The sequence below is a fragment of the Streptomyces sp. BoleA5 genome (assembly GCF_000373665.1).
In the GTDB taxonomy this organism is placed as follows: Bacteria; Actinomycetota; Actinomycetes; order Streptomycetales; family Streptomycetaceae; genus Actinacidiphila.
In genome coordinates, this window is the sequence record NZ_KB892111.1 from 37,695 (window position 1) to 57,613 (window position 19,919).

General features: G+C 72.7%; 14 protein-coding genes and 2 pseudogenes. 5 read left to right on the forward strand and 11 right to left on the reverse strand.

Annotated features, from left to right (window positions below):
* Positions 1 to 142 precede the first annotated feature (142 nt).
* Together B085_RS50130 and B085_RS0123540 are read left to right on the forward strand one after the other, a co-directional pair.
* Positions 143 to 985 (forward strand): NUDIX domain-containing protein, encoded by an 843-nt coding sequence (locus B085_RS50130; protein WP_199789234.1) that lies wholly within the window; start codon positions 143 to 145, stop codon positions 983 to 985.
* Positions 986 to 1,037: 52 nt separating this feature from the next.
* On the forward strand, positions 1,038 to 1,568 hold the full coding sequence (locus B085_RS0123540; protein ID WP_018561057.1) for an O-acetyl-ADP-ribose deacetylase: 531 nt from the start codon (positions 1,038 to 1,040) through the stop codon (positions 1,566 to 1,568).
* Positions 1,569 to 1,599: 31 nt separating this feature from the next.
* On the opposite strand, the gene B085_RS0123545 is transcribed toward B085_RS0123540, so the two are convergent.
* The 7 genes and pseudogenes from B085_RS0123545 to B085_RS0123580 all read right to left on the reverse strand — a co-directional run bounded on the left by B085_RS0123545 (position 1,600) and on the right by B085_RS0123580 (position 13,296).
* Positions 1,600 to 3,135 carry an ATP-dependent DNA ligase gene (locus B085_RS0123545; RefSeq protein WP_018561058.1) on the reverse strand — a complete coding sequence of 512 codons (1,536 nt, stop codon included), beginning with the start codon at positions 3,133 to 3,135 and terminating at the stop codon, positions 1,600 to 1,602.
* Between the two features lie 47 nt (positions 3,136 to 3,182).
* The gene (locus tag B085_RS0123550; protein WP_018561059.1) at positions 3,183 to 4,319 is read right to left on the reverse strand and encodes a site-2 protease family protein; all 1,137 of its coding nucleotides are present in this window, start codon (positions 4,317 to 4,319) and stop codon (positions 3,183 to 3,185) included.
* Between the two features lie 17 nt (positions 4,320 to 4,336).
* Positions 4,337 to 5,199 (reverse strand): annotated as a pseudogene (locus B085_RS43575) (AraC family transcriptional regulator).
* Positions 5,200 to 6,119: 920 nt separating this feature from the next.
* Positions 6,120 to 7,127 carry a polyprenyl synthetase family protein gene (locus B085_RS0123560; protein ID WP_018561060.1) on the reverse strand — a complete coding sequence of 336 codons (1,008 nt, stop codon included), beginning with the start codon at positions 7,125 to 7,127 and terminating at the stop codon, positions 6,120 to 6,122.
* A 115-nt stretch (positions 7,128 to 7,242) separates the two neighbouring features.
* Positions 7,243 to 11,088, reverse strand: coding sequence for a M4 family metallopeptidase (locus B085_RS45850; protein WP_086020728.1), 3,846 nt, complete (start codon positions 11,086 to 11,088; stop codon positions 7,243 to 7,245).
* A 525-nt stretch (positions 11,089 to 11,613) separates the two neighbouring features.
* Positions 11,614 to 12,199: pseudogene (locus tag B085_RS43585) on the reverse strand (transposase); the annotation flags it as partial.
* Positions 12,200 to 12,444: 245 nt separating this feature from the next.
* A complete protein-coding gene (locus B085_RS0123580; RefSeq protein ID WP_018561063.1) occupies positions 12,445 to 13,296 on the reverse strand; it encodes an alpha/beta fold hydrolase in 852 nt (283 codons plus the stop codon).
* 97 nt (positions 13,297 to 13,393) lie between these two features.
* On the opposite strand from B085_RS0123580, the gene B085_RS0123585 reads away from it, so the two are divergent.
* The 3 genes from B085_RS0123585 to B085_RS43590 all read left to right on the forward strand — a co-directional run bounded on the left by B085_RS0123585 (position 13,394) and on the right by B085_RS43590 (position 16,010).
* Positions 13,394 to 14,017: a GNAT family N-acetyltransferase gene (locus tag B085_RS0123585; protein WP_018561064.1), complete on the forward strand. Its 624-nt coding sequence runs from the start codon at positions 13,394 to 13,396 to the stop codon at positions 14,015 to 14,017.
* A 108-nt stretch (positions 14,018 to 14,125) separates the two neighbouring features.
* Positions 14,126 to 14,554, forward strand: coding sequence for a PPOX class F420-dependent oxidoreductase (locus B085_RS0123590; RefSeq protein WP_018561065.1), 429 nt, complete (start codon positions 14,126 to 14,128; stop codon positions 14,552 to 14,554).
* A gap of 289 nt (positions 14,555 to 14,843) precedes the next feature.
* Positions 14,844 to 16,010: an MBL fold metallo-hydrolase gene (locus B085_RS43590; RefSeq protein ID WP_018561066.1), complete on the forward strand. Its 1,167-nt coding sequence runs from the start codon at positions 14,844 to 14,846 to the stop codon at positions 16,008 to 16,010.
* A 116-nt stretch (positions 16,011 to 16,126) separates the two neighbouring features.
* Here the strand turns inward: B085_RS43590 and B085_RS49480 are convergent, their stop codons facing one another.
* From B085_RS49480 to B085_RS0123615, 4 genes are all read right to left on the reverse strand, one after another.
* The gene (locus B085_RS49480; RefSeq protein ID WP_158689813.1) at positions 16,127 to 16,345 is read right to left on the reverse strand and encodes a hypothetical protein; all 219 of its coding nucleotides are present in this window, start codon (positions 16,343 to 16,345) and stop codon (positions 16,127 to 16,129) included.
* A 26-nt stretch (positions 16,346 to 16,371) separates the two neighbouring features.
* Complete coding sequence (locus B085_RS0123605) at positions 16,372 to 16,926, reverse strand: AAA family ATPase (RefSeq protein ID WP_037732326.1); 555 nt, start codon at positions 16,924 to 16,926, stop codon at positions 16,372 to 16,374.
* A gap of 71 nt (positions 16,927 to 16,997) precedes the next feature.
* Positions 16,998 to 18,551 (reverse strand): tetratricopeptide repeat protein, encoded by a 1,554-nt coding sequence (locus tag B085_RS0123610; protein ID WP_018561069.1) that lies wholly within the window; start codon positions 18,549 to 18,551, stop codon positions 16,998 to 17,000.
* Between the two features lie 474 nt (positions 18,552 to 19,025).
* Positions 19,026 to 19,748 (reverse strand): transporter substrate-binding domain-containing protein, encoded by a 723-nt coding sequence (locus tag B085_RS0123615; protein WP_051102149.1) that lies wholly within the window; start codon positions 19,746 to 19,748, stop codon positions 19,026 to 19,028.
* Positions 19,749 to 19,919 lie beyond the last annotated feature (171 nt).

Below are 19,919 nucleotides of genomic sequence, written 5' to 3' on the forward strand. Positions count from 1 at the left end.
CAGCTCGCCTCCTCCCCTCCAGGGTGCGACGCGAGAGGGCCGACCACCAGACGGCCGCGGCGGCGCGTACCTTCCGGACCGCCGTGCTCCGGTCCGGAATAATCGCGGGGCCCGCGCGGCGGGCGCTGCTAGCGTCGGCGGGATGTCCTCACTGCATGCGGGAGTGATCCTCTTCCACGACCGACGCCTCGCCGTGAACAGCGACTCGAACCTGCCGCAGGCCCCCGTCCCGCCGCGCGGCGACCCCGCCGGGACCGCCCGTGCGGCAGCCCGCGACATCCTCGGGGCCGACGTCCGCACCGACCCCCGGCCCTGCCTGGAGGTGCGCGCGACCGGCGGCACCCATCTGTACTACCGGGCCGCCGTACCGCCGCCCGGCCCCGCGCCCGCCCGGCTGCTCAGCCGCTCCGAGGCGCTGCACCTGCCGCTCGCGCCCTGGACGGCGTGGGAGGCCATCCTGCGCTCCTGGGACGGACCGCCCTGGTGGCGGGGCCGCCTCGTGCTGGAGGACCCGCTCGGCCGGCCGCCCAGGCGGACCCGGGCCGGCGCGGTGATCATCCGCGACGGGCACATGCTGCTGATCCGCTACCGCCACCGGCGCGGGGACTTCTACGAGATCCCCGGCGGCGGGGTCGAGCCGGGGGAGACCCCCGAGACGGCCGTCCTGCGCGAACTCGCGGAGGAGACCGGGCTCCACGGCACCGTCGGGCCGGAGATCGCTCGGGTGAACCGGGTGCACCGAGGCTCGCATCCCGGGCACTACTTCCTCGTCGAGGCGCACGGCGAGATAGGCCCCCGCTCCTCGCTGGACCTCGAGGAGACGGCCGCTCCCGTCTGGGTACCCGTCGAGGACCTGCGGCACCTGCCGCTGTGGCCCAAACGGCTGGGCTGGCGCATCGCGCACTGGCACCGCGAGGGCTGGCCGCAGCACCCCGCCGAGTTCTGCGACTCGCTGCTCGACCTGCGGGTGCCCTGCGACTGGTGACCAGGCGGGAACGGCCGGGCGGCCGGGCACCGGCGGTGGCAGGATCACGGTCATGCCACGCATCACCCTCGTCCGGGGCGACATCACGCAGCAATCCGTCGACGCCGTCGTCAACGCGGCCAACTCCTCGCTGCTCGGGGGCGGAGGCGTCGACGGCGCCATCCACCGCCGCGGCGGCCCGGAGATCCTCGAGGAGTGCCGTGCGCTGCGGGCCTCGCGGTACGGGCGCGGCCTGCCGACCGGGCAGGCCGTCGCCACCACGGCAGGCCGCCTCCCCGCACGCTGGGTGATCCACACCGTCGGCCCGGTGCACAGCGCCGGCGAGGACCGCTCCGCACTGCTCGCCTCCTGCCACCGGGAGGCCCTGCGCGTCGCCGACGAGCTCGGCGCCAGGACCGTCGCCTTCCCCGCGATCTCCACCGGCGTCTACCGCTGGCCCGTCGAGGACGCCGCACGCATCGCCGTCGGGACCGTCCAGGACACCGAGACGGGGGTCGAGGAGGTCCGCTTCGTCCTCTTCGACGAGGCGGCCTACGCCGCGTTCGCCGCGCGACTGCCCGAGGCAGGGCCGGGTGGGCGGTGAGAACCGGGGAGGACGGTGTGAGCCCCGCCGCTCAGTGTCGCAGCGCCAGCACCGCGTCCACGGTGTCCGCCTCGGCGGCCGTCTTGTCCTCGCGGTAGCGCAGGACGCGGGCGAAGCGGAGCGTGACACCCGCCGGGTAGCGGGTGGAGCGCTGCAGGCCGTCGAAGGCGATCTCCACGACGAGTTCCGGGCGGACCCGGACCACCCATCCGTCGTCACTGACCGCCAGTTCCCGCAGGCGCTCGGTCTGCCAGGCGAGCATGGCGTCGGTCAGGCCCTTGAACGTCTTGCCCAGCATCGCGAAGGTGCCGTCGGGGCGGCGCGCGCCGAGGTGGAGGTTGGACAGCTTGCCGGTGCGCCGGCCGTGGCCCCACTCGGCGGCGAGGACGACCAGGTCGAGGGTGTGCACCGGCTTCACCTTGAGCCAGGCCGCCCCGCGCCGCCCGGCGCTGTAGGGGGCGTCGAGCGCCTTGGCCACGATCCCCTCGTGTCCCCGCTCCAGCACCTCCCCGGCGAAGTCGCGGGCCGCCCGGCGGACGGCCGGGTCGCCGGGATCCGCGGCCACCAGCCGTCGCACCCGGCGCGGCGCGGGGGCGACCCGGGCCAGTTCCTCGTGGCGTTCGGCGGTGGACATCTCCAGCAGGTCGCGGCCGTCGACCGACAGCAGGTCGAAGAAGACCGGGGCCACGGGCAGCGACTCCCGGGCGGCCGCGACGTCCAGACGCGACCCCACCCGGGAGGAGGTCTCCTGGAACGCGCGGGGGCGGCCGTCCTCGCCGAAGGAGATGACCTCCCCGTCGAGCACGGCCTCGTCAACGGCCAACTCCCGCGCCGCGGAAACGACTTCCGGCAGCCTGTCGGTGATCTCGTCCAGCGTGCGGGTGTACACGCGGACGCCCTCGGCCTTGCGGTGCACCTGGACGCGGATGCCGTCCAGTTTCTCCTCCAGCGCGCACGGGCCCAGCCGGTCCAGGGCCTCGTCCACGTCCTTGGCGGTCTGCGCGAGCATCGGCTGCACCGGCCGGCCCACCTCCAGACGGAACGCCGCGAGCGCCTCCGGGCCCCCGGCCAGCAGCGCCCGTGCGACGGCGCCGAGCGAACCGCCCAGCATCACGGCGCGGCGCACCCCTTCCGGAGGCGCCCCCGCCGCCACGGCCAGCCCCTCGACCGCGAGCGCGTCCAGCGCCCCCTGCCGCAACTCCCCGCCGATCAGCCCGAGCAGGAACGCCTGCTCGTCCCGTGTGGCTGCGCCCATCAGCTCCGCCACCAGCCGTCTGCGTTCGGCCGCCGCCCCCTTGCCGGTGACCGCCGCGATCCGGTCCAGCGCCCCGTGGACCTCGCGCACGGTCAGCCGGGGCGCCGGCGCGGGCTCCACCCGCTTCCTCAGGGTGCTCCAGCCGACCCCGGTGCGCCGCTGGGGCAGCCGGCCCGCCAGGTACGTGACCACCACGGACGCCTCGTCGGGCTCCGCGGTACGCAGCAACCGGGCCAGCGCCGCCACCTTCTCCGACCGGGCGGACGTGGCCGCCACCTCCCGGGACGTCCGTGCGAGCTCCGCGAGCAACATGGCTCCATCGTGGACCGCCCGGGGCGTGCGCGCAGCCGTCGGACGGGTCAGACCGGGGGCCGTCCGCCCGTCAGGCGGCGGCGCTGGACGAGCCGGGAGATGTCGCCGCCGGTCACGATGCCGACCGGCCGCCCGCCGTCGACGACGACCACGCGGACACCGCCGGCGCCGGGACGGAGGCGGTCGAGGGCGTCGTTGACGAACTCCTCGGGGGTGCCGGTGGTGGTCTGCGACAGCGGTACGGCGACGTCGCGGACCCGTACCTCGGCCCGGCGATCGGCCGGGACGGACGTGAGCCGCCGCAACTGCACCACCCCGCTGAGGCGGCCGTCGAAGTCGACCAGGGGCAGGGTGGAATGGCGGGCGGCCACCGCGACCTCGTCGATGAAGCGGTCCACCGGCAGCCAGTCGGGGCCCGTCACGACGGGGGCGGACATGGCCTCCCCGAGCCGTACGCCGCGCAGGGCGGCGCTGATGACCGCGCTGCGGCGCTCGGCGCCCGCCGTGAGCGCCATGAAGAGCCCGACCAGGGCGAGCCACAGCCCACTGGGCACACCGCGCGCGAAGACCAGCCAGCCCACCACGACGAACACGAAGCCGAGGACCTGCCCACCACGCCCGGCGACCCGGTCGGCGCGGTCGCGGTCCCCGGTCCGCCACCACAGCAGCGCCTGCAGCACGCGCCCGCCGTCCAGGGGCGCGGCGGGCAGCAGGTTGAAGACGCCGAGCAGCAGGTTCGCCCAGCCCAGCCACGTCAGCAGTGCCCCCGGTACCGAGCGGTGGGCCGCCGCGTCCAGGCCGGCACCGGCGCCCAGCGCGGCGCCGGCGATGACCAGACTGGCGAGCGGGCCGCTGACCGCCACCAGGAAGGCCGCGCCCGCGGAGCCCGGCCGCCCCATGCGCGTCATACCGCCCATGGCCCACAAGGTGACGTCCTCGACCGACAGGTGCTCGCGCCGTGCCGTCGCCGCGTGGGCGACCTCGTGCGCGAGCAGGCTCGCCATCAGCAGGACCGCGCCGGCGGCCGCCGCGACGGTGTAGACGGTCGCCGACAGCCCCGGGACGCGGGCGGGCAACGTCTCGCGGCCGAGCCCGTAGGCGAGCAGCACGACGAGGACGGGGACACTCCAGTGCATCCGGAGCGGGACCCCGAACACGCGTCCGACCTGGACCGAACCGTTCATGACTCCTCTCTCCAGTGTCACTCGGCCCGGACCGCTCCGGCACGGTGCTCCTGGGGGCTCACCCCCCGCACCCGCTTGAAGGCGGCGCTCAGCGCGAACGGACTGCCGTAGCCGACCCGGCGGGCGACCGCGCCGAGCGTCGCGTCCGGCTCCAGCAGCAGATCGGCGGCGAGCGCCAGGCGCCAGCCGGTCAGGTACGCCATCGGCGGCTCGCCCACCAACTCGCCGAAGCACCGGGCCAGCGCCGCCCGGGACACGCCCGCCTCGGCGGCGAGCCCGGCCACCGTCCACGGGTGGGCCGGGTTGTTCTGCAGCAGCCGCACCGCCCGGCCCACCACCGGGTCGGCGAAGGCCCGGTACCAGGCGGGGGCGGCCTCGCCGCGCCGGGCGAACCACGTCCGCAGCACCGAGATCAGCAGCAGGTCCAGCAGCCGGTCCAGCACCGCCTCCTGCCCTGGCTCGTCCCTGACGATCTCCTCGGCCAGCAGCGGCAGCAGGGGGCCTCGCGCGCCGGGAGCACCAGCAGCGGGGGCAGCGCGTCCAGCAGCCGCCGGCCGACCGCGCCGTCCAGGAGGTAGGTGCCGACCAGCACGACGTCGCGGCCGTCCGGCCGGTCGCCCCACGTCCGCACCCCCAGCGCCATGGCGTCGGGCGGAGCGTGGCCGTCCGCGGTGCGGCACACCTCGCCGGGGAGGATCCACGCGTGCGGCGGGGTCGAGGGGGCGCACGGACCGCCCATCGGAAACCGCCTCTCCGGCGTGCCGGCCCACGGGGACGGCCGCACGGACCGTCGGCAGTCCCTCACGCCTACGGCCTGCGGAAACCCTTTGCTCTCACTATCGGCAAGGGGGCCATTCCGGGATAGAACAAAAGTGCCGATCTTGTTTCGCTCCGGTACTACGACGGTGGTCGGCACTGCCGGGCGGCGAGGAGGAAGTGCCGGATCCGATGGCCGCCAGGTCGCCCCTGGCCGCTCTGGTGTTCCCTCGAAATATCCGGCTACCGCCACGCGGTTGCCGTCGGTGAAAAGTCGGCCGCGTCTGAACGCTGCGTTCCCGTCGGCGTCGGCCGAAGCGAGATCTCGCCCGTTTCCGTGCCGCGTGGTGCCCTGGGCACCGTCGGTCCCCGCGACGCGACGGTACCGATGGGCCGCCGCATCACTTCCGAGAGCGGCCTGCCCCGAAGCAGTCAGGGGCGAAGAGCGCTTCGGGACCGACCGCGCTGGACCGGCGGCGATCGCCGGCCCGGTCCGCCCTCCCGGGCGGCCTGCCGGCCTGAATCGGGCAACTCGATCACGTGTGGCGCAGACGCGCCGACCCATGCGGGTCCCGGAGGGGGACGTGGGGCGCCCATGAGGTGGTCCAATGTGACGGTCGACGGAGTCCTTGGTGCCCGCACCTGCCGGTGCGTGACCATTGGACCCTCTCCAACGACCATCGACATGACATTGTCGTTTGATGGACGTCGCGCGGGTGTGGGCCACAAGCCGGGATCAGATGTCCGCTGACCTGCTCGAACATCGTCGATGTCGCGGCCGTGTCCGACCGGCCCCCACGGTCATCGGGAGGGCGCCGTCATGGGTCGTACCTTTCGAGTGTCACGCAAAGTAGCCGTCGGCTGACCGCGGGGCCCGGTCGGTGGTGCCGGTGAGCGGCGCTTCGGCCACGCCGTCGTGGGCGCGGCGGAGGCACGCGCTTCGCCGGCGGGATTGTGTGAGGTGCCGGTAGCGCGAAGGCAAACCGTTCGTGCGGCGCCCCGGCTCCGGGAGCGCACGTCACTCGTCCGGATGAGCGGCGAGGGTCAGACTCGGCGCAGCAGGGACGCGCACAGCTCCTCCATGGCGGCACGGGCAGGACACCTGCGCAGGCCGGCAAGCTGGTCCGCGGCCTGCGCCACCAGCCGGGCGAGCCGCGTCCGCGCCTCGGCCAGGGCCCGGTGGCCGCGCAGGAGCACCAGGGCCTCATCGACGAGGTCGTCGTTGTGCAGTCCCCCGGCGAGCAGCGCGCGCAGCAGTGTGTCGTTCCGGTCGTCGGGGTCGGGCGGCGTTGCGTGGAGGATGAGCAGGGGCAGGGTCTGTACGCCTCCGCGCAGGTCGGTGCCGGGAGTCTTGCCGAACTCCTCCGGGGCGCCGGTGATGTCGAGGATGTCGTCGGCGATCTGGAAGGCAGCGCCGATCCGCTCCCCGAACGACCCGATGGTCGCGACCGTCTCCCGGTCCGCGCCCGCGGCGAGGGCGCCGATCCGTCCGGCGCCGGCGACGAGCACGCCGGTCTTGTCGGCTATGACGTCGAAGTAGTGCTCCACGGGGTCTCGTTGGGCAGCCGGTCCGGCCAGTTCCAAGGCCTGTCCCCTGATCAGGCGGGGCAGGAGCTCGCGGTGCGCGTCCACCACGTCATCCCCCAGCCCGGCGATGATCCGAGCGGAACGGGCGAGGAGGAAGTTGCCTGATCTGATGGCCACCAGGTTGCCCCAGCGGGCGTTGACGCTCGGCACACCGCGGCGCAGCGCCGCCTCGTCGATGACGTCGTCGTGGTGCAAGGAGGCGAGATGGAGAAGTTCCACGGCCGCGGCCGCCTGTACGACCTCGGGTGCGTCCGGGTCGCCGAAATGGGCGGCCACGAGCGTCATGACGGGGCGGAACCCCTTTCCGCCCGCCGCGACCAGATGCTGTGCCGGAGCCTGGAGGCCGGGCACGTGGCTCTTCGTGGCGTCGTGCAGGACGGCCTGGACTTCCCGCAGTTTCGTGTCGATGCTCTTCCGGATTCCGGGGTGGCGGAGTACACCCCAGCGGGATGCGCGCGCAGACATGTCCTTCTTCGGTGTTCTCGGCCGTGTGAACACGGCGCGGATGGAGGTGCGCGGTGGAGCCGACGGGACGCCGGCTCCACCGCGATTCGCTTGCCTGTCGATCGGGCGTGCTGCCTCAGCCGCGCGCCATCGCGTAGACGTGCAGGATCGGACTGCCCTGAGCCGGCACCGAGGTGACGTCGGGCAATGTCACGCTGACCGGCGTCCGGCCGCTCTGGAGCGTCACGCCGACATAGTGGACATAGGTGACGTGCTGGTATCGTTGGTTGTTCAGTTTGTTCCCATACGCGGCGGTGACCGCCACGTCGCCACTGGTCTTGAACCAGTCCGGACCGGTCAGGGTGAACTGCTGGGCGGTGCCGTCGGAGTAGTGGATGGTGGCCGTACCCGAGGCCGCACCGTTGGCTCCCGCGACGAGGAAGCCGAGCGTGCCGCCGCGGGTTCCGCTGACGGCGACTGTCTGGCCGGCGGCCAGGGTGTTGTCGGGCTCGCCGTAGCTCGTCCCTGTCGACGTCCCCGCGTCCGTGACACCTGCGGTGGTGGGCCAGATGAAGGACAGCCCTCCGTGGGTGACGGTGCTTCCCGGCTTCGCTCCGCTCACGGCCAGTGCCTGCGCCGACATGCTGCTGCCCCAGCCGTCCATGTCGCCGTAGCCGGTGGCGGTGTCCTGGGTGACGCTGACGTTGCTGAAAGTGTCCGTCAGCTCAGGTGCCGCCGTGCCGATGGCCATGGCGAACACGTGCAGCCTCGGTGTGACGTCCGCCGTCAAGGGCTTGGCGCCCGGCAGTTCCACGCTGACCGGTGTCTTGCCCGGAATCAGGGTCACGCCGGTGTACCAGACGCCGGCCGGGGTGTTCTGCTTTGTGTTACCCGGTGCGTTGGTGTATGCCGAGGTGAGGGCGGGGCCGGCCGCTGTGCTGTGCCAGTCCGGGGTGGTGATCACGTAGCGCTGCGAGGTGCCGTCGGAGTAGTGGATCGTGCCCTTGCCGGAGAGGGGGGCGCCGGCAGAGATCCCGAGGCTGGAGGAGGCGAGGAAACCCAAGGTGTCGCCGGTGCCACTGACTGCGATGTTCTGTCCCTTGGCGACGACGTTGTCAGCCGCGCCGGTGCCTGATTGGGTCGGCCAGCGGAAGGCAATGCCTCCGCGGGTGATCGTGCTTCCCGGCGTGACGCCGGCCGTGGCGAGCGCCTGCGCGGACATGCTCAGGCCGTGCCCGTCCAGGTCGGCCTTGTCGGTGTTCGTGTCCTGGGAGACTGCCGTGTTGTCGAAGGCGGTCACCAAGGCCGCCGCCGGTCCGGGGACGGCCGGCGGGGTCGCCGCGACGACGGAGTCAAGGTACTCCTGGCCCTTCTGGACGGTCTGCCCGACGACGCTCTGGGCGTTGATGCGGGCGCGCTCGGTGGTGATGACCTCCACGAGGTGGTCGCCCGCAGCGCCCTGCGCCTTGGCCGCCGCGATCACACCGTCGGCGAAGGCGTTGGCGCTGTCGATCTGCTGCTGCGTCACGATGACGCGGTCGGCCTGATCGGTGCCCACCGCGTCCAGCACGGGCTGCCAGAGCTGAAGCGCCTGGGTGAACCTGTCCAGCAGATCTCCTTGCAACTTGATGACCGCGTTGAAGCCGTCCCGGTTGCTGAGGAAGAGATTGGAGTAGTAGACGACCGCGGCGTCCTGGGCAACCGTACTGAGGTTGTACAGGTGCACCAGAGAACCGGCGACCTCCGCCAGGGAAGCGCCGTCGGAGTCCAGCGCCGAAGCGTGGTCATACAGGGCGCCCAGAGTGGAACACGTGACGGTGCCCCCGCACCCGGACGGCACCGGGTTCGGCGTGAACGCGTTGACCCCCACCTCCTTCTGCCAGATGGAGTTGACCGTCGACGTGATGATGTCGTACGGGCCGTATATCTCTGCGGCCACCTCCATCAGCGCGGTGTACATGTCCTTGAAGGTCGAAGCCGGCGCCAGGTACTGCGTCAGCGCCGCGTAGACGAGCTGTTCGGTGGTCCCGTAGCCGAGCTTATAGACCATTCGGTAGAACGCATAGTTGGGAATACCGCTGTTGGTGTGTACACCGCCGTGGTCATTGCACCCCGCCACGTACTCGGACATGGTCTGCGGCTGGCCGAAGGCACGTGGATCGCTCATGTTGCGGAACGGGGCCATTCCCACCAGGTCCGAACCTAGGAGCCAGTCGTTGCGGCCCCTGACGTAACGCTCCGTCATCTCTCCGAAGAAATCGGAAAGACTCTCGTCCAGTGCGCCGGACTGAAAGGAGTACTGCAGACCCGCAGTGAATTCGGTGACGCCGTGGGCCATCTCATGGCCGGTGATGTCCTGCGACACCATGCCGTCACCGAATCCCATGGCGTGGGTGTTGGGGTTCCAGCTCGCATTCTGGACGTTGCTGGGGTCGTGAACCACGGACCGCAAGGCGAGGCCCTTGTTGTCGATGCTGTCCCTGCCGAACCAGGTCTTGTAGTAGCCGTACACGGCACCGGTCTGGTCGTACGCGCGGTCCGTGTCCCGGTCACCGGTCGCCGCTTGTCCCTCGACCCTCACTTTTGTGCCGGACTCGTACCTGTTGTAGATGGTCCGGTTCAGTGCCGTCTTGCTGAGCTGTTCGACGCCGACGAACCGGTCGCCCTTGACGGCGTCGACGAAGACGCGCTCGGCATTGCCTTCGTCGTCCCCGATGTCAACCTGCCAGGCGAGGTGGGCGGGGGCCCGGAGACCGGCATGCGCCGGTCCGGCGTAGATCGTCAGCACCGGGGTGTGCCAGCTGCGCCCGCCGGGCACCACCGGGGCGGCGACAGTGACGGCCTCCTCGGCGCTGATCCTCGCAGTGGTGGATGCCGGCGGGAGCAGGTCGGGGCGCAGCCCGTTGGTCACGGCCGTGACGGTCGTGCCGCTCTTGTCGAGATGCACGCCGACGCGGGCTCCGTACACCGGTATCTGGTCGATGACCTGGTCGTACCAGACGTGCAGGGCGCCGCTGGGGTCCTTCAGTTGCAGCCGCTGGGTGTCGCCCTTGAGGATGCCGCGGGTGCCTGCGACTCCGAAGACCCGGGCGTGGGAGTGCAACCAGCCCGGCACATCGTCGCCGCCCAGCTTGCTGCGCAACCCCACCAGCATCGACGGGGTCCCCGTCGCGTCGTTCTCCGCGTCCCGGTAGCTGACGCCTGGTACACGCTGCAGTTCCGCGACCGCCGCGTCCACACCTGGAGCCCGCCACTTGCCCTGGCCGTGTGCGACGCCCGTGACGGGCACGGCCGTCGCGACTCCCGCCGAAGCCAGGGACGCAACCAGCGCCGTCGCCGTCATCACCGCCACGCGCCCGATACTGCGGCGCCGGGCGCCCGCGACCGCGGTGGAGGACGCGCGTCCGGCCGTACGGCACGTCAGCGCCACGACCAACCCTCCGAACACCAGCGTCCACGCTCCCGCCATGGCGACGGCCGCGGACGATGACATCGTTATCTCGAACTCTGATCGCCCCGCGCCCCACTCGGTCACGACGCCCTGGATCGCGCCGCTCAGCGCTGTGTACGACGCGACGGCGGCCAGCAGCAGCGGCCACCGCGGCAGTCCGAGCCGGCTCGCCGCGAGCACGACACACAGCCCGAGCACAAGAGAGCCGGCCACCGGGCCGGCTCCGATCAGCAGCAGCTCCGACCGCTGGCCGAGGAGCCAGGTCGCCGAAATGTGGCCGCTAAAAGGGGTCATGTGCCATGTGACCGGCACGCCGCTGCCGGCGGCGAGGCCGGTCGCCGTTCCGGCGAAGTCCGGGGCGAGCATGCGCGCCACGAGGACGTCGAAGTACTTGTCGCTATTGGCGATCACGAACCTCAAGGCGGCCTGCACGACGAGGAGGGAGGTGGCCAGCGCCACCAGGCTCCCCGCCGTCGCGGACCAGGCCATGTGCCAGCCCCGGCCCGCCGACCGCGGTCTCGGATGATTCATCGTCCTCCTTTGTCCCGCCCGGCCGGGAGGCCGGGGAACTCATTCCGAAACCCCTCGCGCGGGCACGGCGACCGCCGGCCGCGACAGGAGGTAATTGCGATGGAAATCGCAGGTGATACCGCAGGCGTCTCGCACCGCGAAGCAAGATCCTAGGCCCGTTGAGGGAGCACGGGCGGAGAAAGCAAGGTAACTGACGCCACTATTCGATATCCTGGCGCGGAAATTCCACTTCCCCGGGCGGGCGAGGGGGTTTCGACGGACCTCGTTCAGGAGCAGCGCACGGCAATGGTCTTCATCCGAAATGGGGGCCGTCGTGGAGGCAGGCACCGTTGCGGATCGCGGTCAGGCAGGAGATCGGTGCTGCCCGAAAACGCGTCAATGGAGGTCTTCGCTCAGGAACCGCCGACACCGCATGTGTGCTGAAGGAGGCTCAGGGTGCGAAGCGTGACGAATCCGGCCGTGCGTCCGCCTGTCCGGTCCGAGACCGGACAGGCGGACGCACGGTCTTCCTGGATCCACCGGCAGCCAGCCCAGGTCGTCCGGGCGGTCCAGGGTCGGTGCGAGCAGCGGGGAGTCGTGGCGGTTGGCGCCGGCCAGGACACGACCCAGCGGAATGCCGTATCCATCCGTCATGCCCGAGCGTTTCAGGCTACCGGCGACGGCTCGGTGAGCGTCACGGAAGCCGGCCGCTGACCGCAACCGCCCGGCCCGTACCCTGTTTGCCACGGTCGACCGGTGAGCGCCCTGCGACCTCGCCGCCTCCGGGAGCCTTGGTGATGGAGCCGTCCACGGCGATCTGGTCGAGGACGAGACCGACGATCCGGTCGTAGGACTCCAACGCGATCTGCTTGAGCCGGACGAAGAGACCCTGCCGTATCCACTCGTCACGGCGGTTGCGGATCGTGGTGGCCGAGCACGTCGTGTCGGCGATCGCCTCGTAAGAACAGCCGAAGCGCAGCAGTTGCAGCATCTTGTCGAAGATGATCCGGTCGCTGATGCGTTGGCGGTGGCAGCCGAGCGGATGGTCCGGGTGGTACTCCGGCCGATCGGGCAGCAGGGCCGCGAATTGGTCCCAGAGCGGTTCGGTGAGCCATGATGGCAGCGCGGGCACAGGTCTCCTCAGTGATCACAGAGCGTCGCAACTCCATGATCACCAAGGCCTGTGCCCGTTCTGTTGCCGGGGTCCCCCACCGCGTCTATCTGCGCGACCTCTAAGGCACTTCCGCGTCCGGGATTACGGGGGTCGGTCACTCGTGCGGGGCACCGGGGGATTCTGCGCGTGAGTCGTGACGCATGGTGTCGTGTGCGCGGGCGGCGCGCGACGCCCGGTCGGGGGCCCGGCCCGGCCCCGTCGCACTAGGGGGCGGCGATGGCGTCGGCGACCCGCTCCGGCTCGTCGACCTGGACGTAGTGCCCGGCGCGCATCAGGAGGCGCAGTTCGCTGTGCGGGAAGATCACGGAGAACTGCCGGGCGACACGGGTGTTGAGCCAGCGGTCCAGGGTGCCGAACACCACCCGGACCGGCGGCTGGAACTCGCGCATCTCCGGAATCCGCCGGCGTCGGCTCAGCACCGCGTGCGGCAACTCGTCGTTGAGCGCCCAGAACGCCGGACGCGCCGCGGGGAACTGTGCGTAGAGCCGCTCCACGTACGCCTCGCGCACCTGGGGGTCGCGGATGAATCCGCCCACCTGCCAGACGTAGAGCCTGCGGTCCAGGTCGGGCAGGCGCCTGGCGACCGCGCGGGCCGCCGAGCGCAGCAGCGGGGTGGAGTAGAGGGCGATCGCCGGAGGGCGGCGCAGCGCGGGGGTCCAGTGGTAGTAGGTGTTGAGCAGCACCAGCCGGGCCACGCGTTCGGGGTGGTCCAGCGCCCAGTCGATGGCGGGCGGTCCCGAGGCGTCGTGCGCCACCAGGACCAGGCGCCTCGTGCGGCCCGCCGCGAGGGCGTCGGCGACCGCTGCGAGGTCGTCCACCTGCTGGGCGACGGTGTAGGCGTGGCCGGAGGGCTTGTCGGAGCGCCCCCACCCCAGGAAGTCGAAGCGCACCACCGGGAGTCTGCCCGCGAGGTGGGGGACGAGGCGGTCGTACAGGCGGCTGCTGTCGGGGAAGCCGTGCATCAGCACGGCGGGCGCCCCGGGGCCCGGGGTGATCTCGGCGTGCAGCCGGTACGGGCCGTGCGACACGGCCAGTGCCTCGGTGGCCGGGGCCATGGCGACCTCCCTCGGCCTGTGGGCCCCCGTGTGGTTCAGCCTAACGCGGTGTGCCGCGGGGGTTGTGGGAGCGCTCCCATGGGCGCATGATGCCCGCATGACCCCACGCGCCGTGATCCGCCCGTACCGCCCGGAGGACCGGGCGGCCGTCTACGACATCTGCGTGCGCACCGGCCACGAAGGCGGGGACGCGCGGCACCTCTACACCGACCACGATCTGCTGCCGGACATCTTCGCGGGGCCCTACGCGCACCTCGAACCCGAACTCGCCTTCGTCGTCGACGACGGCACACGCGCCGTCGGTTACATCGTCGGCACCGCGGACACCGCCGCCTTCGTGCGGCGCTTCCGCGCCGAGTGGCTTCCCCGGCTCGAACACCGCCATCCGAAGCCGTCCGGACCGCCTGCCACCCCGGACGAGGAGATGGCCGAACTCCTGCACCGCCCCGAGCACATGATCGTGCCCGAACTCGCCGGATACCCCGCGCACCTGCACATCGACCTGCTGCTGGAGTACCAACGACACGGCTACGGGCGGGAACTGATGGGACGTTTTCTCGCGGCTCTGGCCGGCCGGGGCGTCGAGGCCGTGTACCTCGCCATGGTGACCGCGAACACCCCGGCCCGTGCCTTCTACGACCGGATGGGCTTTTGTGAGCTCCCCGTCCCGGACCCGGGCCCCCTGACGTACCTGGGACGCGGGACGTCGGCAGGGGGCTGAGAGGTTCCGGGCGGCGCCCACGGTGGAGGGGGAGCGTCGCACGGAGATCGCCGGCCCCGGCGGACGCTGTCGTGGAATCCCCGCCCCCAAAGGGTCGTTGAGGCTGGCATGAGCGACAAAGACCTTCTCCGCCTGCTCGCCGACACCAACGGGGGCGTGCTCGTCACCCTCAAGCGCGACGGCCGCCCCCAGATGTCCAACGTCAACCACCACTACGACCCGGAGACCGCAGTCCTGCGGGTCTCCCTCACCGACGACCGGGCCAAGACCCGCAACCTGCGGCGCGACCCCCGGGCCAGCTACCACGTCACCACGGCCGACCGCTGGGCCTGGACCGTCGCGGAGGGCACGGCGGAACTCACCCCCGTCGCCGCGGAGCGGGACGATGCCACGGTCGAGGAGCTCGTCGACCTCTTCCGTGCCGTGCAGGGCGAGCACCCGGACTGGGACGACTACCGCCGGGCCATGGTGGAGGACAGGCGCCTCGTGCTGAAGCTGCACGTCGAGCGCGCCTACGGCCAGCCCCGACCCGCGTAGGGGCCCCTCCGGCGCGGTCCGCCGCTCGCACCCGGTGGGGCGGGCGGCACCCGGCCCGTGACGGTGGCACCATCAAAAGTGCGGGCGACGATCTCCCGCTCCGGCGAACAGCCTGGTCACCGTCGTGCCGCCGGTTGCGGGCGGGTGGGGGCGGGCTGCCGCCGGCCGATCCCGCAAAGGGGCGCGGAACCGGAATGACCGGTGTAGGAGTTGTCGCTGTACATACTGGTTCTGCCGGGGCCCGGACGGCTCACGGCACGTTCGTGACCGCCGACCAACGGGAGGTGCCGTGTCCGGCTCCAGTCCGAAGCGTTCCCTGCTCTCCAGCCTCATCCCCGCCTTCGGCGACAACCCCTACGGGGAGAGGATGGAGCGCATCCGGCGCTCGCCGAACTTCGCCGACGGGGTGTTCACCAACCCCGTCGGCGCACGTACGGCGCCCTCCGGATCGATGCTGCGGTTCGCCCGGACGTACTTCCGCAAGGAGGAGCGGATCCGCAGGGCCCCGGCCGGGGCCATCCCGCTGCACACCACGACCCTCGCCGATCTGGCCGCCCCGCCCGCTTCGGGCCTGCGACTCACCTGGATGGGTCACTCCACCGTCCTGGCCGAGATCGACGGGCGCCGCGTCCTGTTCGACCCGGTCTGGGGCGAGCGGTGCTCTCCCTTCTCCTTCGTCGGCCCCAAGCGCCTCCACCGGCCGCCGGCGGCGCTGAAGGAGCTGGGCGAGGCCGACGTGATCGTCATCTCGCACGACCACTACGACCACCTCGACATGCCCACGATCAAGGCGCTGGCCGGTACCGGCACCCGCTTCGTGGTGCCGCTGGGCGTCGGTGCGCACCTGGAACGCTGGGGCGTCCCCGCGGACCGGACGACCGAGCTGGACTGGCACGAGTCGACGCAGGTGGCCGGCCTCACCCTCACCGCGACCCCCGCGCGGCACTTCTGCGGCCGCGCGATCCGCAACACCCAGCACACCCTGTGGGCGTCCTGGGTCGTCGCGGGGCCGGAGCACCGCGTCTACCACAGCGGGGACACCGGCTACTTCCCCGGTTTCGCGGAGATCGGCGAGGCGTACGGGCCGTTCGACGCCACCATGGTGCAGATCGGCGCCTACAGCGACTTCTGGCCGGACATCCACATGACCCCCGAGGAAGGCGTCCGCGCCCATCAGGACCTGCGCGGCGCGATCATGCTCCCCATCCACTGGGGCACGTTCAATCTGGCCCCGCACCCGTGGGAGGAGCCCGCGGAGGGCACCGTCGCCGCGGCGCTGGCCGTGGGGGCCCGGGTCGCCGTACCGCGCCCCGGCGAGCCCTTCGAGCCCGCGGCCGGGCTCCCGCTCGACCCCTGGTGGCGGGCGATCGCGCACGGCGCCGCCGCCCGGACCTGGCCCGCCCTCACCGACGACGCGCGGCCGCCCGCCCCGCAGCCGGACAGCGCCCCGGCGTGAGCGACGAGGGGTGGGCGCCCACCCGCGCCCGCCCCTCCACTCCACCGCGGCACCCGGTGCCGCATCCGGTGCGGGCCGGCCTCCCGCCACAGCAGGCCGTGGTGCGGTTCGGACTGTCAGGGGGCGCCGAGGTCGTTGTCCGTCGGGGGGCGCCACACGTCCAGCCCGGGGCCGGCGGGGGCGAAGCCGTCGAGCAGCCGCAGTTCGCCGGTGGCCGCGTCGAAGGTGCCGGGCCCGAGCAGCACCACACCGCCCTCCGCGTGACGGGGGCGGTGCCGTGCCGCCGCCCGCGCCGACGGGTCCTCACGCCAGGGCGCCGGGCGGGAGGCGGACAAGCGCTTCGCGCACACCCCGCCGTGCGTCACAGCGCCGGGAACGGGCCGCCCGCGATCCGCAGCGCGAGCTGTACGACGTCCACCGGGCGGGTGGTGTCCACCCGGTGCACACTGCCCAGGCCCAGCGGTTCGGCCATCTCCGTCCAGAACCGCCACTCCTCCTCGGGGAACCGCGCGCCCTCCGTGTGCACCGGGTGCCGCGCCGCCGCCCGCTCCCGGAACCTGCGGCGCGCGGTGTCCGGCGGCACGGCGCACCACACCTCGTGCACCTCGGACGCGCCCGCCCGGGCCAGGCCCGCGGCCACGACGGGGCGCATGTGCGCCAGCCACGGGCTCTCCAGCACGGCCCCGACGGGCGCGTCCGCCAGCAGCGTCCACAACGTCTCGCCCGCCGCGGCCCCCAGGCTGCGGCTCCACTCCCGCGTGCCGCTCCCGGCGGGGCGCAGCGCGGCCAGCGCGTCGGCCAGGGTCTCCTTGACGGAGTCCTTGCTGAACAGCGGGAGTTCCAGTTCGCGGGCGAGCATCCGGGCGAGGGTCGTCTTCCCGGCGCCGGGCAGTCCGTTGACCAACACAGCTAACATGCCGCGACCTTAACCACGCCACGGGCGGGAGTGGAGGACGCCGCCCTTCCGTGCGCGCGGCACCTGGTGCCTCACGGCTGGGCCGCGGCCGCCTCCTCGGTGACGTCGATGCCCGTGAACCGGGCCCAGTTGCGCCCGATCTCGCCCCACGCCGTCACCGGCCCGCCGCCCAGCCGGCCGGTGAACAGCGGGCGCAGGTCGGTGTCGCGTTCCGCCCAGGCGGCGGAGAACTGGCTGCGGGTCACCCGCAGGCTGGTGTTGAGCTGGACGACGGCAGCCCGTGCGCAGTCCTCGCGCCACTCGTCGTCCGTCCAGGCGGCGGAGCCCGCAGGGGGCCGCGTGGCGAGCGCCAGGCTGAGGAAGCACGCCGCGTTGTAGTTGACGAGGTATCCGGCGGCGGCCCGGTTCGAACCGCGGTGCCGGGGCGCGGAACCGGAGATGCCCGCCCGGCTGTGGGTGTCCCCGCCGACGTGGTCGGCTCCCGAGTGGTGGTCGGCGTAGAGCAGCCTGCGCATCCCCCAGTCGGGGCCGCCCCACAGCCGGCCCCAGCGTGCCCAGCCACCGGTGACCTCCCGCGCCACGTCCCGGAACGCCGTGCGCAGTTCCCCGGGAGGGGGCGAGCCGTTCGCGCGCAGCACCTCGGCGGCGCTGGCGATCCGCACCGCCCCGCGGAAGGACCGGCGGCGGGTGCGCAGGGAGGGACGGGGCCGCTCCATGGCCCACCACTGCCGCCAGTAGCGGCGTTCCCCGAGGTTGCGGCGGCCGGGGAGCAGGGTGCGGGCGTACCGCCGCAGGATGGCGCGCCGCGACAGGCGCCCGAGCAGCAGGTCCAGGTGCTCCCGCGAACCGGGTTCGCGGCGGCTCGCCCGCTGGTCCCGGTGCGCCGGGTGGCGGCTCTCCTCGGCGCGGGCGATGGAGAGCCGGTAGGCCGTCTCGATGTGCTCGGGCCACAGCTGGACGCAGTACGTGTAGATCTCGACGGCCTGCCGGATGTGGTCACCGGGGTCGGTGACACCGGGGAACTGGCCCATCAGTTCCCGTACGCCCGCCTGGTGCAGCCGGACCGTGAGGTTGCCCGGCACCAGCGCCGCCGCCTCCTCGAAGTGCCTCAGGGCCCTTTCGTGCCCGGCCCGTTCGCCGCCCACGTCCCGGCGCTTGTTCGCCGCCAGCGCGTCCTCCTGAGCCTTGGTGCCCAGGCGGTAGAGGAGGTACGCGTCGGGGTCGTCGCCCCAGCTCTCCCAGCGGGGGATGCGGTCCTGCGAGCGCGGGTCGGCGAGGATCTTGACGGTGCAGTAGCAGGCGATGCGCTCGTACAGCTCCCGGTCGGCCTCGCGTCTGTCCCGGTCGGAGGCGCCGGGCTCGGCCTCGCGGCCCTCCATGAGGGTCGCCGCCACCACCGTGTTCTTCGGCATGTACAGGATCCGCACCGAGAAGCGGGCCGGCTGGTCGCCCGTCGACAGGCGGTGCAGCATCACGTGGTAGGCCCGGGGGCGGAAGAACGCGAGCCGCTTCATCACGTCCACCCAGCCGTGCGGGGAGGAGGCCGTCTCGGGCGCGGGATCGGGCCCGATGGTCGTGCCGCTGCCGGGGGTGAGGACGTTCGGGCCGAGCGCGTCGGCGGCCATGTGCTCCGTGATGTACGCGGCCAGTTCGGCGGTGGCCGCGCACTCGTGGCCGTGGTCGGGGACACCCGGCCGCCGCCGTTGCCGCGATGGCCGTTGCCGGGGCCGCCGAGCAGACCCCGGTCCTCGCACACCACCACGGGCAGCAGCCGGTTGCCGCGATGGCGCCGCAGCAGCCCCGAACCCAGCCGTACCAGACCGATGAACACGGCGACCGCGAAGATGCCGAGCACCCACACGGCGGTGCCCCCGGACTGCTGCCAGAACCCCTCGGGCCACGGGCCGCCGTCCCCGGCGGCCGCGGGCGCGGCGAAGACCGTCCCCACGGCACATCCCCCCGTCACATCCCCCTCGTGTACTCCTTGGTGATCCCCGCAACCGGAGATCACCAAGCCCGTGCGAGGGCGGCGAATCGCCTGCTGCCCTGCCGTCAGGGGCGTTGCGCGGCCTACGGTACGGATCGCGCCGCACGGGCCGTCAGGCCGGCGGTGCGACCAGCGTCGGTGCCTGCCCGGCCCGGCTCAGGGCGCGGGCGACGAAGCCGTCCGCCTTCAGTTCCTCGACGACCTCCCGGAGGAAGGCCACCGACTCCGGCAGCCGGTTCACCGTCGTGCCCACGGCCTGCCGGATCTGCATGAACGCGCCCTCGACGAGACGGACGCCGGGATGCCGCGCGACGTACTCGGCCATCGGCTGCCCGATCCCGGCCGCGACCTCCAGGCCCTCGGCGCGGAAGACGTCCACGCCCTCGTCCCCTCGGACGACGGTCGCGTGGCGCAGCGTGCGCGTCAGGAAGAGGTCGTAGGCGGAACCGCGCTTCACCCCGATCCTGACACCCGCACGGTCCACCTCGTCCGCCGTGGTGAACCCCGAGGTGACGGGCACCGCGAACACGCCCTCGATCAGCACGTACGGAGCGGTGAACGCGACCTCGGCCTCGCGGGCGGGCTCGATCGCCAGGAAGCAGACGTCGGCCCGGCCCGTCGCCATCGCCTCGTACGACGCGCGCGCCGCGTCGAAGCAGACGAGCTCCACCGGCACCTGCAGCCGGGCGCCCACCTCGCGCGCGATGTCGACGGTGACACCGCCGGGGGAGCGCGCGGTGCCGTGCGCCAGCACCGGGTTGCCCAGGTTGATCGACGCCCGCAGGACGCCCGTCGGCGCCAGGTCCCTCACGACGGCAGCAGTCACGGTCCTCACGGTGCGGAGTGTAGGCCCGCCCTCGCCGGCCGCCCGTCAGGGCCCCCCGCCCGCGGCTCCCCGCGCCCGTCGCGAGCCCTTCCGGTTGCGGCCGGGCGCCTTGTCAACACGGTGGCGGGGGCGTTGTCAGTGGCCTCGCCTAGTGTTCCGGTCACTTGATCACGGCGTTGC